This window comes from Polaromonas sp. AER18D-145 (assembly GCF_002379095.1).
Lineage (GTDB): Bacteria > Pseudomonadota > Gammaproteobacteria > Burkholderiales > Burkholderiaceae_C > Polaromonas.
Window position 1 is genome coordinate 1 of record NZ_NBZV01000071.1, and the last position, 13,888, is coordinate 13,888.

A 13,888-nucleotide genomic window follows, 5' to 3' on the forward strand; every position below is an offset into this window, starting at 1 on the left:
CCACGCGCGACGGTTGCTACGATGTGTTCTTCTGCCATCACCGCTTCATGCGGCTGGACTTGAGCGCACTCAACGCTGCTGGCTGAGAATCCAAGGTGTTTCCTATGTCTCCGAACACCTGTTTCCCATGTCTCCTGTCTATACAGCGAAGCAAAAGAAAAGTGAGTTGCCGCCGGGCAACCCCCGGCTTGTTGACGAACCACAAAAGCCTGGCAACGCAAATAGCTGGCAAACATGGATCCCGGATCAAGTCCAGGATGACAAAACAGACCCTTACTTCCCCATCAACTGATTGAGCTTCTCAGCCTCAAAGGTTTCCTGCAAAGCCGCATCGTCCGGCACGCAGTCCGGGTGCGTCTTGCCGCTTTCAGACAGCTTCTCGATCGCCTGCCAGAGCAGCGCAATCTGGTGCTCCTGGGAGCCTGCGTTGTCGATCAGGCCCTTCATGGCCTGGGACACCGGATCGTCTTCCAGCGTGATGCCGTAAGCCGAGAACTTGTTCTGGGCCGTCGTCACATCCGCGCTCTCGCCGGTTTTGGAAGGGATGATGCGCGCCGGAATGCCAACCGCCGTCGCGCCGGCCGGCACCGGCTTGATGACCACCGCGTTGCTGCCGATCTTGGCGCCGTCGCCGACCAGAAAACCGCCCAGCACCTTGGCGCCGGCGCTCACCACCACGTTTTTGCCGAGGGTCGGGTGGCGCTTCTCGCCCTTGTAGAGCGAGGTGCCGCCCAGGGTCACACCCTGGTAAATCGTGCAGCCGTCGCCGATTTCGGCGGTTTCGCCGACCACCACACCCATGGCATGGTCGAAAAACACGCGCTCGCCGATGATGGCCCCGGGATGGATTTCAATGCCGGTCAGCCAGCGCGCGACCTGCGAGATGAAGCGCCCCAGCCATTTGAGCTCGTGGGTCCAGCACCAGTGCGCCCCCCGGTGAAAAATGATCGCGTGCAGGCCGGGGTAACAGGTCAGCACTTCCCAGCCGCTGCGCGCGGCCGGGTCGCGCTCAAGAATGCACTGGATGTCGGAGCGGAGTCTGGAGAACATGCTGCGAGTTTATGGCTTGGCGGGGGACTCTGCTGGCGCGCCCAGTTTGACGGCAGCTTCGTGGGCTTTCTGGCGCATGGCCTTGGCCACGCCGCGCAGGATGTGGATCTCCTCGGGGCTCAGCTGCGCGCGGTTGAACAGCTGGTTCAGCCGCGGCATCAGTTTTTTGGGTGACGCCGGGTCCAGAAAGCCGATGTCGGCCAGCGCCTGCTCCCAGTGCCCGAGCATGCCAGCGACGGCGGCGGCATCGGCCAGCCGGGGTTCGGGCGTGGCCGCCTGCACGCCCAAACCACCCAGCGCCTCGCGCCAGTCATAGGCGATCAGCTGCACCGCCGCCGCCAGGTTGAGCGAGCCGAACTTCGGGTCGGTCGGAATGCTCAGCGCCACGTGGCAGCGGTAAACGTCTTCGTTTTGCATGCCAAAACGCTCGGAGCCGAACAAAAAAGCCACCCCTTCCGGCTTTGAAGCGAAATCAGCCTCCAGCCCAGCATCGACGGGCGTAATTAGCTCCTGATTTGATAGCAAACCATTCCCCCCCAGCAGGGCCGCGAAGTGCGCGCGTGGCGCACGGGTAGGCGGGCCGAAGTCGCGCGGCGTCATGGCCGTGGCGCACAAATGGGTCATGCCGTCCAGCGCCTCGTCCAGCGTGGCGACGATGCGGGCATTCTTGAGCACGTCCAGCGCCCCGCTGGAACGCTGGATGGTTTCCTCGCGCCTGAGCACATTGTCCCAGCGCGGCGCCACCAGCACCAAGTCGCCGAAGCCCATGACTTTCATGGCACGCGCAGCGGCGCCCACATTGCCGGCGTGGCTGGTGTTGATCAGGATAAAGCGCGTTTTCATGGATAAAAAGCCGGGTAACCGGCCTGAGCCGGTAAAATGGCGATATTGTCGCCTGCCCCGGTTACCGGGCCGCAGCCCTTCCGCTCTTTCTTAGCCCTATATGTCCAGCAATCTCCACCCCATGCTCAATGTGGCCGTCAAGGCTGCACGCGCCGCCGGCGCCATCATCAACCGTGCTGCGCTTGATGTGGAAGCGGTCCGTGTCTCGGCCAAGCAGACCAACGATTTCGTCACCGAAGTCGACCACGCGGCCGAAGCGATCATCATCGAGACGCTGCTGACCGCCTACCCGGGCCACGGCATCCTGGCCGAAGAGTCGGGCAGCGAACACGGCGCCAAGGATTCCGAATTCGTATGGGTCATCGACCCGCTGGACGGCACCACCAACTTCATCCACGGTTTCCCCTTCTACTGCGTGAGCATTGCCCTGACCGTGCGCGGCAAGGTCGAGCAGGCGGTGGTGTATGACCCCAACCGCAACGACATTTACAGCGCCAGCAAGGGCCGCGGCGCCTACGTCAACGACCGCCGCATCCGTGTGGCCAAACGCACGCGCCTGCAGGAATGCCTGATTTCCACCGGTTTTCCCTACCGCCCCGGCGACAAGCTCAAGCCCTACCTCCACATGCTCGGTGAAGTCATGAGCCAATGTGCCGGCGTGCGCCGTCCGGGCGCGGCCGCCCTCGACCTGGCCTATGTGGCCGCCGGTTTCAGCGACGGCTTTTTTGAAAGCGGCCTGCAGCCCTGGGATGTGGCGGCCGGCTCGCTGCTGGTCACCGAAGCCGGTGGCCTGATCGGCAACTTCACCGGCGAATCCGACTTCATGGACCACGGCGAATGTGTGGCCGGCAATCCGCGCATTTACGGCCAGCTGGTGACCACGCTTGGCAAGTACAGCAAATTTGCGGGCGCCGGCGACAAGGCCAGCGTGCGCCAGGCCGTGCTCGATGCCGCCCTGCCTGACGAGGCCGCCGCGCCCACCCAGACACTCTCCGTGCCGCGTGCCCCGCGGGCCGTCAAATCCGGCGACAGCGAGGCCGGCTAGACCGGACCAGCCGCTACCGCGTTTTCGGGGGCTTTTTACGTCTTGTTTCGTTTCGGTCTGACACACTCCGGGGGCGGCCGCCTACAGCCGCGCAGCGTGTAAAAAACAATGTCAGTTACCATCAAAACATCACTGAACCGCGGGGGCTGGCAGCACCGGCGCAACGCCCCGACATCCTGAAAATCCATGCCTAGAACCACGATGCCCGAATCCTCCCTCCAACCCTCTGCCGCGCCTGCAGCCGATGCTGCGCTGATGCGTGAAGTAGCCGAACTGGTGGTCACTTCCCTGAATCTGGAAACCGCTGCCGCGGACATCCTGCCCGATGAGCCGCTGTATGGCGAAGGCCTGGGGCTCGACTCAATCGACATCCTGGAAATCGCGCTGGTCCTGTCCAAGCGTTATGGCCTGCAGCTGCGCGCCGACCATGAGGACAACACCGCCATCTTCCAGTCGCTGCGCAGCCTGAGCGACCACATCGCGCTGCAAAGAACGAAGTGAAACCTGGCTTGACGGCAAAAGTGCTGCGCGGCGTCCGCTGGGCAGCCATTGCCGCCGTCTGCGTCGCCTACCCGGTCCTGGCGCACCTTGCGTCAGCCGACCCGCACCCCGACCTGCTGGACGCAGCGGTGGCCATCGCGCCGCTGATCGCGCTGGCCCTCGTGCTGGCCTGGCGCTCGCCGCAGCGGCCCCGGATGCTGCTGCTGTGCCTGGCCGGCTGCGTCCTGCTGTATGCCGCAAGCGGCTGGCTCGTGCAGCACTACAACTGGGTGTTTCTGCTGCAGCATGCCGGCATGCAGGCGCTGCTGGGCCTGGCCTTTGCGCGCACCCTGCGCGCCGGCCAGCAGCCCATGGTTTCGCGGTTTGCCGCCATCATCCACGGCAGCCTGTCGCCCGCCCTGGCCCGCTACACCCGGCAGGTCACCTGGGCCTGGACCCTGTATTTCGCCGTCATGACCACGCTGTCGCTGCTGCTGTTCTGGCTGGCGCCGGTCAGCGTCTGGTCGGCTTTTGCCAACCTGCTGAACCTGCCGCTGCTGGTCGTGATGTTTTCTGCCGAATACGCGGCGCGCCTGTTGCTGCTGGCCCCGTCCGACCGGGCCGGTCCGCTGGAGGCGATTCGCGCCTACCGCCAGGCCAGCGCGGGCGGGCTGCCGCCCTCGCCCTGACCGGCCCACCGCGCTGCTGCAACATCTTTGCCTGCCCAAGCTCCTAGCCCATCCCAGCCCATGACCACCTACGCGCTCATCAGCCACACCCGTGGTGACGACATCCTGGCCTGGCGCTACGGAGAGATCGTCACGGTCCGCCAGTACCTGGGCGATGTGAAACACCTGGCCGCATCGCTGCCGCCGGGCAAACACATGCTCAACGCCTGCAGCGACCGCTACCATTTCGCAGTCGGCCTCGGCGCCGCCTTGCTGACGCAAAAGATCAGCCTGCTGCCTCCCACCCACACGCCGGAAATGATGCGCCAGCTGCGCACCCTGGCGCCTGATTCGTTTTGCCTGTCAGACGCCCCCCATGCGATCGAGCTGCCCGGCTTCGTCTACCAGGATGCGTTTGCGCACGGACCGTCTCACATCGACCCCGATGCGCCCTGCGACATCCCTTTTCTCCCCGGCGAACAGGCGGTCGCCGATGTGTTCACCTCGGGTTCGACCGGCCGGCCCCTGCCACATCGCAAGACATGGGGCTCGCTGGTGCGCAGCGCCCGCGGCGAGGCGCTGCGGCTGGGCCTGGACGACGCCGCGCCCTGCACCGTCATCGGCACGGTGCCGCCGCAGCACATGTTCGGCTTTGAGTCGACAGTCCTGCTGCCCATGCAAAGCGGCGGCGCCTTACATGCCGGCCAGCCGTTTTACCCGGCCGATATCGTCAGCGCTGTCAAGGCCGTGCCGCGCCCGCGCATGCTGGTCAGCACCCCCGTGCATCTGCGCGTGCTGCTGGCATCGACCGTTGAGCTGCCCGCGCTGGACCTCGTGGTGTCGGCCACGGCGCCCATGGCCCCGCAGCTTGCACAAAGCTGCGAAGCCCGTTTTGAGGCCCCGCTGTTCGAGATTTATGGCTCCACCGAAACCGGCCAGATCGCGTCGCGGCGAACTGCGCAAACCGCCCAGTGGGAACTGTTTCCGCTGGTGACCCTGACACCGCACGATGACCGCATGTGGGCCTGCGGCGGCCATGTCGAACAGGTGGTGCCGCTCAACGATGTGCTGCAGGTCATCGACAACCGCCATTTCCTGCTGCACGGCCGCCTCGAGGACCTGGTCAATATCGCCGGCAAACGCAACTCGCTGGCCTACCTGAACCATCACCTCAACAGCATCCCCGGCGTGCTCGACGGCGCGTTTTTCATGCCTGACGACAGCGGCCACGAGGCCGTGGTGCGGCTGATGGCATTTGTCGTGGCCCCCGGCATGACGGCCGCCGCCGTGCAGGCCGCGCTGAAGGAACGGATAGACACCATCTTCCTGCCGCGCCCGCTGGTCCTGCTCGATGCCCTGCCACGCAACGCCACCGGCAAGCTGCCGCGCGACGTCCTCGAAGCGCTGGCCCGCTTCCACCAGAGTCCCGCCGCCCAGGAGGGCCCGCCCCGTGCAGAGTGAACCCACGACGGTCTGTTTTGCCGCCGGTCACCCCGCTTTTGCCGGGCACTTTCCGGGCAGGCCCATGGTGCCGGGTGTGCTGCTGCTCGATGCCGCCCTGCACGCCGCCGCACAGGCGCGCATGAGCGTGGGGAACGGCCAGGGCCACGCACTGCGCTGCCAGATCACCTCGGCCAAATTCCTCAGCCCGGTGCTGCCCGGCGAGACGCTGACAATTTCCTGCACACCGACCCCTGCGGGCCACACACGTTTTGACATTTCCGGCGGCGGCCGGCAGGTGGCCACCGGCACCTTTGCCCTCGAAAGCGTCCCATGAGCCAGGCGCCCACCGGTCCGTCCGGCGCGGGTCGCCAGGCCGCCTGGCGGGACCGCCCGGAGCGCAGCAACATGCTGATGCTGCGCGTGATGACCTGGATTTCGCTGCGGCTGGGCCGCAGCGCGGGCCGCTGCGTTCTGTACGGCATTGCCGCCTACTTTCTGGTGGCCAACGCGGCCGCCCGCCGCGCATCGCGCGACTACCTGCGTCGCGCCCTGGCGCTGCCGGCGGGAGCGCGGGTCGCCTGGCGCCATGTGTTCCGGCAATTTTTCAGCTTCGCCTCCGTGATCCACGACCGGGTCTACCTGATCAACGACCGCTTCGGCCTTTTCGACATCCGCATCCACCAGGAGCACCTCGTGGCCGAACTGACGGCGGACCGCAAAGGCGTGTTTCTGATGGGCGCACATGTGGGCAGCTTCGAGGTGCTGCGCGCGATCGGCCGGCGCCAACCGGGCCTGCGCGTGGCCATGGTGATGTACGAGGAAAACGCGCGCAAGATCAATGCCGCCCTGAGCGCCATCAACCCGGCGGCGCAGCAGGACATCGTGGCGCTGGGGCATGCGGATTCGATGCTGCGCGTCCACGAGCTGATCGAAGCCGGCAGTGTGGTCGGCATGCTGGCCGACCGCTGCCTGAACCGGGACACCACGAAGTCCGTGCCTTTTCTCGGCGAGCCGGCCGAGCTTCCCGTGGGACCGTTTCGCATGGCGGCCATCCTGCGGCGTCCGGTGCTGTTCATGGTCGGCCTGTATGGCGGCGGCAATCGCTACGATATCCATTTTGAAACGCTGGCCGATTTCTCCACCATCCCTGCCGGCGGGCGCGAAGCGGCGGTACAGGCTGCGATGCTGCGTTACGCCGAACTGCTGGAGCAGCACTGCCGCGCGGCGCCCTACAACTGGTTCAATTTTTTCAATTTCTGGCAGGCCGGCAAACCGGCAGCTGCACCCCAACCCGGTCCGACCCCATGACTGATGCACCCCGCCTGACCACCACTTCACGAAAAACCTGGCTGGCCGGTGCCGGCCTGCTGCTGGCCCTCAGCTGCAGCCCCGCCTTCGCCGCCTGGGATGTGACCCAGCTGATGCAGGGCCTGGCAAAAAACAAGTCGGGTCGCGCCAGCTTTGTCGAAAAGAAATACATCGCCCTGCTCGAGGCACCCGTGGAGTCGTCCGGCGAACTGCTTTACACCGCGCCCGACCGGCTGGAAAAACGCACACTCAAGCCCAGGCCGGAGTCGCTGCTGATTGAGGGCGGCAGCCTCACCGTCGAACGCGGCAAGCGCCGCATGGTGCTGCGCCTGCAGGACTACCCGGAACTGGTCGCCTTCACCGAAAGCATACGCGGCACGCTGGCCGGCGACATGGTCGCGCTCCGGCGCGTCTACAACCTCGACCTGGAAGGTTCCGAGGAGCGCTGGACGCTGACCCTGCGCCCCATCGAAACAAAAATGCTGGAAGTGGTGCAGCGCGTCCGCATAGGCGGCAGCCACGCCGAAGTCCGAACCATTGAAATCGAGCAGACCGACAAGGACCGCTCGGTCATGGTGATCGACAAGCTGGCCGCCAAATGAGCCGGTTGCTGCGCCGCCAGTTTCTGCCGGTCTGGTTGTGGCTGGCCTTTTTGCTGGCCTGCGGCGCCATCATCAGCCGTACCCAGATCACCACGGACCTGTCGGCCTTTCTGCCGCGGAATCCGACGACCGAACAGCAGCTCCTGATGGACCAGCTCAAGGACGGCCTGGCTTCGCGCCTGATCCTGGTCGGCATCGAGGGGGAAGACGGGCCGGCCCGCGCCCGCCTGTCCAAGGAGATCGCCCGCAGCCTGCGCGCCAACCCGGCTTTTGTCGCCGTCAACAACGGCGAACCGGTCAACAAGGAACGCGACCGGACTTACCTGTTCAACAACCGCTACCTGCTCAGTCCGCTCGTCACCCCTGAACGCTTCAGCACCGACGGCCTGCATGCGGCCCTGGCCGAAAGCATCGACCTGCTGGCCTCGCCCGCCGGGCTGATGGTCAAGTCCCTGCTGCCGCGCGACCCAACCGGCGAAATGGTGCAACTGCTCGGGCAGCTGGACAGCGGTACGCAGCCGCGCCTGATCGACGGCGCCTGGGCGTCGCGCGACGGCGCCCGCGCCCTGATGCTGATGCAGACGCGCGCCGCCGGGTCCGACACCGATGCCCAGCAAAGCGCCATGGCCGCCATCCGGCAGGCCTTCGACACGGCACGCGGGGACAGCCCCGCCGCGAAGCTGGTGATGACCGGCCCCGGCGTCTTTTCGGTGACCTCGCGTGAGGCCATCCAGAGCCAGGTCAGCCGCCTCTCCCTGATCAGCGTGGTGATCATTGCCACGCTGCTGCTGCTGGTGTACCGCTCGGTGACCGCGCTGGCGCTGGGTTTCCTGCCCGTCATCAGCGGCGTGCTGGCAGGCGTGGCCGCCGTCAGCCTGGGCTTTGGCGCGGTACACGGCATCACGCTGGGCTTCGGCACCGCGCTGATCGGAGAGGCGGTGGACTATTCCATCTACCTGTTTGTGCAATCCGAACAGGCGGGCGCAGGACAGGAAAGCTGGGTCAAGCGTTTCTGGCCAACGATCCGGCTGGGCGTGCTGACCTCGATCTTCGGCTTTGCCTCGCTGCTGCTGTCGGGCTTTCCGGGCCTGGCGCAGCTCGGCCTGTACGCCATTGCCGGACTGGTGGCCGCCGCGGTCATGACGCGGTTTGTCCTGCCACATTTGCTGCCGACGCAGTTCCGCATCCACGACGTCTCGGCAATCGGCCGCGTGCTCAGCCAGCTGACGCGGCGCGCCGCAGCGCTGCGTTGGCCGGTGGCTGTGCTGCTGCTGGCGGCCTGCGCCGTCCTCGCGACCCACCGCGACACGCTGCTCAACGAAAAAATTTCCTCGCTGAGCCCCGTGTCGCAAGCCGACATCGCGCTCGACGAAAGCCTGCGCGCCGACATGGGCGCCCCCGATGTGCGTTACGTCGTGGTGATCTCCGGCAGCGACCGGGAAGCGGTGCTGGTGTCCGCCGAGCGGGTGTCCGCGCTGCTGCAAACGCAGGTGGACCAGGGCGAACTCGCCGGGTTTGAAAGCCCGAGCCGCTACCTTCCCAGCATGGCAACGCAGCGTGCGCGCCAGGCCAGCCTGCCGTCTGCGGAGGTCTTGCAGCCGCGCCTGGCCCAGGCAGTACAGGACCTGCCGGTGCGCGCCCAGGTGTTCACGCCCTTTCTGGCCGACGTGGAAACCAGCCGCAACCAGCCCCTGCTGCAGGCGACCGACCTCGAACAGACCTCCCTGGCCATGGCGGTCGATGCGCTGCTGCTCCAGCCATCACGCGGTGGCTGGACCGCGCTGCTGCCGCTTCGGGCGCCGGAAGGCGCAGGCATCCAGGCTGACCGCATCCGGGCAGCCCTGGGCAACAGCTCGCCGGATGTGCTGTTTGTGGACATGAAAGCCGAATCCGACCGCCTGTACGCCGGCTACCTGCGCGAAGCCACACTGCTGTCGCTGGGCGGGCTGCTCTCCATCGTCGTGCTGTTGCTGGTGGTGTTCCGCTCACCCACGCGTGTCCTGCGCGTCATCGCGCCCCTGGCCGCCTCGGTCATCACGGTCACGGCGGGCCTGGCCCTGGCCGGCCAGCCGCTGATCATCCTGCACCTGGTGGGGCTGCTGCTGGTGGTGGCGGTGGGCTCGAACTACGCCCTGTTTTTCGACCGGTCCGATCCCCTGACCCCCATCTCGCACCGCACCCTGGCCTCGATGGCGCTGGCCAACCTCACCACCGTCGCGGGTTTTGGCCTGCTGGCGTTTTCCAAGATTTCCATCCTGCAGGCCATGGGCGCCACGGTGGCGCCCGGCGTCATCCTGGCGCTGGTGTACGCCGCGATTTTTGCGAGGCAGCCCCATGATGCCCAGGCCTGAGCCGCGCTGGCACGCCACCCCGCTGGTCCGCGCCTCCCTGGCGCTGCACGGGCTGGCGCTGGCCACGGCCGTTGCGGCGCCCGGGCTATGGCCCTGGGTACTGGCCGTCGTTGTCGCCAACCACGCGCTGCTGGCCGGCGTCGGCCTGTGGCCGCGCAGCCACTGGCTGGGTCCGAACTGGTCGCGGCTGCCCGCGGCCGCGACCGCCCGAAACGAAATTGCCCTGACCATCGACGACGGGCCTGACCCGCAGGTCACGCCGCAGGTGCTGGACCTGCTGGACCGATACGCCGCCCGGGCCACGTTTTTCTGTATTGGGGAAAAGGCCGCGCGTTACCCCGAGCTGTGCCGGGAAATCGTTCGCCGCGGCCACGCGGTGGAGAACCACAGCCAGCACCATCGCCACAACTTTTCCGTCATGGGGCCGCGCGGCATGGCGCGGGAGCTGCAGGCCGCGCAGGACACCCTGGTTGCGATCACCGGCCGGCGACCGCTCTTTTTCCGCGCGCCGGCCGGCCTGCGCAATCCCTTTCTCGAACCCGTGCTCGCCCGGATGGGTCTGCGGCTGGCCAGCTGGTCGGTACGCGGTTTCGACACGCGGGTTGGCGATGCGGAGCGGGTCACCCTCAAGTTGCTGCATGGCCTGAAGGCCGGCGCCATCGTGCTGCTGCACGACGGCAACGCCGCCCGCACGCCAGGCGGCATCCCGGTGATTCTCGAGGTCCTGCCCGCCGTGCTGGCCTCCGCTGCGGCGGCCCGCCTCAAGCCGGTGACCCTGGCCGAGGCCCTGGCATGAGCACCACCCTGGTTCGCCCGCAAGCCCTGCCCTGGTACCGCCAGGCCGCACAGCTTGTGCCCCGCGACGTGGTCCTCAAAAGCATAGGCATTCCGGCTTTTATTGCCGTGTTTTTTGCCGCCTACTTCTATGTGCTCAACAACCCCGCCTACCCTGTCACCGTGATGCCGGTCACATGGCTGGACCGGCTGATCGGCTTTGAGCCGATGGCCCTGTCGCTGTATGTGTCGCTGTGGGTGTATGTGTCGCTGCCGCCGGCCTTCCTCGCGAGCCGGCGCGAACTCTATGTCTACAGCCTGGCCATGGCCGGCACCTGCCTGACCGGGCTGGTCGTTTTCTATTTCTGGCCCACGACGGTTCCCGCGGCTGACATCGACTGGACCCTGTACCCGGGCGTGGACTTCCTCAAGAACATGGATGCCGCGGGCAACGCCTGCCCGTCCCTGCATGTCGCCACCGCCGTTTTTTCGGGCTTCTGGCTGCATCACCTGCTGCGCCGTTTTGGCGCGCCGCCGTGGGCATACCTGACCAATGCACTGTGGTGCCTCGGCATTGTTTACTCCACGGTGGCCACACGCCAGCATGTGGCCGTGGACATGTGGGCCGGGCTCTTGTTGGGGACTTTCGCGGCGTGGTTGTCGCTGCGCCACGTGGTGCGCACCCGGGCCAACCACCATTGTCCCTACCTCGCTGTCTGACCGTCTCCTGGATCGCAGTTTTTCCGGTGGAATTTGCTAACATGACTTCACTTTTAGATCGGCTAGTTTTCTTCTGAACCCGCTCTGGCTCTCCCATTTCACCGCGACCAGCAGCATCGGTCGCGGCCTCCAGAAAACCCTCAACGCCCTGCGCGGGCAGCGCGGCGGCCTTGCGCCCTGCGCGTTTGACACGGTCGACCTGCCCACCTTTGTCGGCGAGGTGGCGGCGGTGGACGCCGTGGCGCTTCCCGCAGCACTGGCAGCGTTTGACTGCCGCAATAACCGCCTCGCACTGCTGGGCCTGATGCAGGACGGTTTTGCAGAAGCCGTTGCAGCCGCCAGCCAAAAATACGGCGCGCATCGCATCGGCGTCTTCATCGGCACCAGCACCTCGGCCATTTTGCAGACCGAGCTGGCCTACCGCCGGCTCGATCCGGCCACCGGCGCCTTCCCGCCCGACTTTTCCTACCGGACCACGCACAACACTTTTTCCGTGGCCGATTTCACACGCCAGGTCCTGGCCCTGGCCGGTCCAGCGGTGGTGGTCTCGTCCGCGTGTTCGTCCAGCGCCAAGGTGTTTGCTTCGGCGCACCGCATGATGGCAGCCGGCCTGATCGACGCCGCGGTGGTCGGCGGTGTCGATTCCCTGTGCCTGACGACGCTGTACGGCTTCAATTCCCTGGGCCTGATTTCCACCCAAGCCTGCCGGCCGTTCGATGTCGAACGCGACGGCATTTCCATCGGCGAAGCGGCGGCCTTCGCGCTGCTCGAGCCGGTGCCGGACCCGCTGGAGCCATTGAACGACGACGCCGTGCTGCTGCTGGGCATCGGCGAATCCAGCGATGCCCACCACATGTCCTCGCCCCACCCCGAGGGCCTGGGCGCGCGCATGGCCATGCAGGAGGCCCTGGCCACGGCCGGGCTGGACGCAGCCGAGATCGACTACATCAACCTGCATGGCACGGCCACGCCGAGCAACGACGCGGCCGAAACCAGGGCCGTGGCGGCCCTGTTCGGATCGGCCACGCCCTGCAGCTCCACCAAGGGCGCCACCGGCCACACCCTCGGTGCGGCGGGCGGGCTGGAGGCGGTGATCTGCGCGCTGGCCCTGCAGCACGGCCTGTTGCCGGCCGGCCTGAACACCCAGCAGCTGGACCCGGCCCTGCCCCTGAACTACCTGCTGCACAACCGCGAGCAGGCCGTCCGGCGCGTGTTGAGCAATTCTTTCGGTTTCGGCGGCACCAACTGCAGCCTGATTTTTGGCCGTGCCGGGTAAGACGACGATGACACATCCCGCATCCGCTGCACCGTCCCTCACGGTTTATGTCGAAGGCATCGGCCTGCTGGGCCCGGGCCTGTCAGGCTGGGCGCCCGGCCGCGAACAGCTGGCCGGCACTGCGCCCTACGAGTCGGCGCGCTGCGTGCTGCCGCTGCCCATGGCCCTGCCCCCGGCCGAACGCCGCCGCGCGGGCGCCGTGGTCAAGGTCTCGCTGGCCGTCGGCCAGGAAGCCGTGACGGCCTCGGGCCTGTCCGCCGCCAGGCTGCCCTCGGTGTTTTCATCATCGAGCGGCGACGCCATCAATTGCCATGAAATCTGCAGCGCGCTGGCATCGGGCGACAGACTGATCTCGCCCACGCGTTTTCACAACTCGGTGCACAACGCCTCTTCCGGCTACTGGAGCATCTCCAGCGGCTCGATGGCGACATCCTCCGTGCTGTGCGCCTACGATGGCAGCTTTGCGGCCGGCCTGCTCGAGGCAGTGGTGCAGGCAGCGGTCGATCAGACGGCCGTCCTGCTGGTCGCCTACGACACCGACTACCCCGAACCGCTGCACAGTGTGCGGCCCCTGCCGGACTCCTTTGGCGTGGCCCTGGTGCTGGCCCCGCAACGCAGCGAACGCAGCCTGGCCAAGTGGACCCTGGCACCGGCCACCTGCCTCACCGGCACCAGCGCAACCGCCATGGCCGACAGCGCGCTGGAGCAGCTGCGCGCCAGCATTCCCGCGGCGCGCAGCCTGCCGCTGCTGCGCAGTGTGGCCACGCAGGACGCCGGCAGTGTCGTGATCGACTACCTCGATGGTCTGCAGCTGGCCGTGCAGGTGGGACCATGCTGAGCGCTGCGCATCTTCCGGCCACGCTGCAGCACGAAGACATCGCGCGCCGCATCCCCCACCAGGGCACCATGTGCCTGCTGGACAGCGTCACCGCCTGGGACACCCAGCACATCATCTGCCAAGCCAGCAGCCACCACGCGCCCGACCATCCGCTGCGGGCCCACGGCCGGCTCGGTGCCGCCTGCGGCGTGGAATACGCCGCGCAGGCCATGGCCGTGCACGGCACACTGGTGGCCGAAGCCCTGGCCGGCGCGAACGCCGCCACCACGCCGCCGCGCGCCGGCTACCTGGCCAGCATGCGCAGCGTCACGCTGTTCGTCGACCGGCTGGACACGGTCGCAGGCGAGCTGACCATCCGCGCCGATCGGCTGACCGGCGACGACAACACCGTGTTGTACAGCTTTGCCGTGCAGGCCGGCGACCAGCCCCTGCTCAGCGGCCGCGCCGTGGTGGTGCTCGACGCATCGGCGCTGGCGCTGTCCCCCTCCAC

Annotated in this window: 14 protein-coding genes and 1 pseudogene; 13 read left to right on the plus strand and 2 right to left on the minus strand. The window is 66.9% G+C overall.

Annotated elements, in window-relative coordinates:
- A partial coding sequence (locus B7G52_RS23885) for a hypothetical protein (RefSeq protein ID WP_205853107.1) occupies window positions 1-292 on the plus strand: 292 nt, incomplete at its 5' end.
- Here B7G52_RS23885 and cysE read toward each other — a convergent pair.
- Together cysE and B7G52_RS21980 are read right to left on the minus strand one after the other, a co-directional pair.
- Window positions 274-1,050 (minus strand): serine O-acetyltransferase, encoded by a 777-nt coding sequence (cysE, locus tag B7G52_RS21975; RefSeq protein ID WP_096699800.1) that lies wholly within the window; start codon window positions 1,048-1,050, stop codon window positions 274-276. The two genes, B7G52_RS23885 and cysE, sit on opposite strands and share 19 nt — an antisense overlap.
- Window positions 1,051-1,059: 9 nt before the next feature.
- Window positions 1,060-1,893: an RNA methyltransferase gene (locus B7G52_RS21980; RefSeq protein WP_096699801.1), complete on the minus strand. Its 834-nt coding sequence runs from the start codon at window positions 1,891-1,893 to the stop codon at window positions 1,060-1,062.
- A 100-nt stretch (window positions 1,894-1,993) separates the two neighbouring features.
- Between B7G52_RS21980 and B7G52_RS21985 the strand changes: the two genes are divergently transcribed.
- The 12 genes and pseudogenes from B7G52_RS21985 to B7G52_RS22045 all read left to right on the plus strand — a co-directional run.
- Entirely contained in the window at window positions 1,994-2,938 is a 945-nt protein-coding gene (locus B7G52_RS21985; protein WP_096699802.1) for an inositol monophosphatase family protein, read from the plus strand.
- A 186-nt stretch (window positions 2,939-3,124) separates the two neighbouring features.
- Complete coding sequence (locus B7G52_RS21990; RefSeq protein WP_371329057.1) at window positions 3,125-3,439, plus strand: phosphopantetheine-binding protein; 315 nt, start codon at window positions 3,125-3,127, stop codon at window positions 3,437-3,439.
- Window positions 3,436-4,107, plus strand: a complete 672-nt coding sequence (locus B7G52_RS21995; RefSeq protein WP_096699804.1) for a hypothetical protein — start codon at window positions 3,436-3,438, stop codon at window positions 4,105-4,107. The genes B7G52_RS21990 and B7G52_RS21995 overlap by 4 nt, the downstream gene beginning before the upstream one ends.
- A gap of 60 nt (window positions 4,108-4,167) precedes the next feature.
- Window positions 4,168-5,863: pseudogene (locus B7G52_RS22000) on the plus strand (AMP-binding protein).
- Entirely contained in the window at window positions 5,860-6,837 is a 978-nt protein-coding gene (locus B7G52_RS22010; RefSeq protein ID WP_096699807.1) for an acyl-CoA synthetase, read from the plus strand. The pseudogene B7G52_RS22000 and the gene B7G52_RS22010 overlap by 4 nt, the downstream one beginning before the upstream one ends.
- Window positions 6,834-7,439, plus strand: a complete 606-nt coding sequence (locus tag B7G52_RS22015) for a LolA-related protein (protein WP_096699808.1) — start codon at window positions 6,834-6,836, stop codon at window positions 7,437-7,439. Before B7G52_RS22010 ends, B7G52_RS22015 begins: the two co-directional genes overlap by 4 nt.
- Window positions 7,436-9,790 (plus strand): MMPL family transporter, encoded by a 2,355-nt coding sequence (locus tag B7G52_RS22020; RefSeq protein WP_096699809.1) that lies wholly within the window; start codon window positions 7,436-7,438, stop codon window positions 9,788-9,790. The genes B7G52_RS22015 and B7G52_RS22020 overlap by 4 nt, the downstream gene beginning before the upstream one ends.
- A complete protein-coding gene (locus B7G52_RS22025) occupies window positions 9,774-10,586 on the plus strand; it encodes a polysaccharide deacetylase family protein (RefSeq protein ID WP_096699810.1) in 813 nt (270 codons plus the stop codon). Before B7G52_RS22020 ends, B7G52_RS22025 begins: the two co-directional genes overlap by 17 nt.
- Window positions 10,583-11,284, plus strand: a complete 702-nt coding sequence (locus tag B7G52_RS22030) for a phosphatase PAP2 family protein (RefSeq protein WP_096699811.1) — start codon at window positions 10,583-10,585, stop codon at window positions 11,282-11,284. Before B7G52_RS22025 ends, B7G52_RS22030 begins: the two co-directional genes overlap by 4 nt.
- A gap of 73 nt (window positions 11,285-11,357) precedes the next feature.
- Window positions 11,358-12,560: a beta-ketoacyl-[acyl-carrier-protein] synthase family protein gene (locus B7G52_RS22035; RefSeq protein ID WP_096699812.1), complete on the plus strand. Its 1,203-nt coding sequence runs from the start codon at window positions 11,358-11,360 to the stop codon at window positions 12,558-12,560.
- Window positions 12,561-12,567: 7 nt separating this feature from the next.
- Window positions 12,568-13,398 carry a beta-ketoacyl synthase chain length factor gene (locus B7G52_RS22040; RefSeq protein WP_096699813.1) on the plus strand — a complete coding sequence of 277 codons (831 nt, stop codon included), beginning with the start codon at window positions 12,568-12,570 and terminating at the stop codon, window positions 13,396-13,398.
- The coding region (locus B7G52_RS22045) for a 3-hydroxylacyl-ACP dehydratase (protein ID WP_096699814.1) at window positions 13,392-13,888 on the plus strand (497 nt) is incomplete at its 3' end. The genes B7G52_RS22040 and B7G52_RS22045, both read left to right, overlap by 7 nt.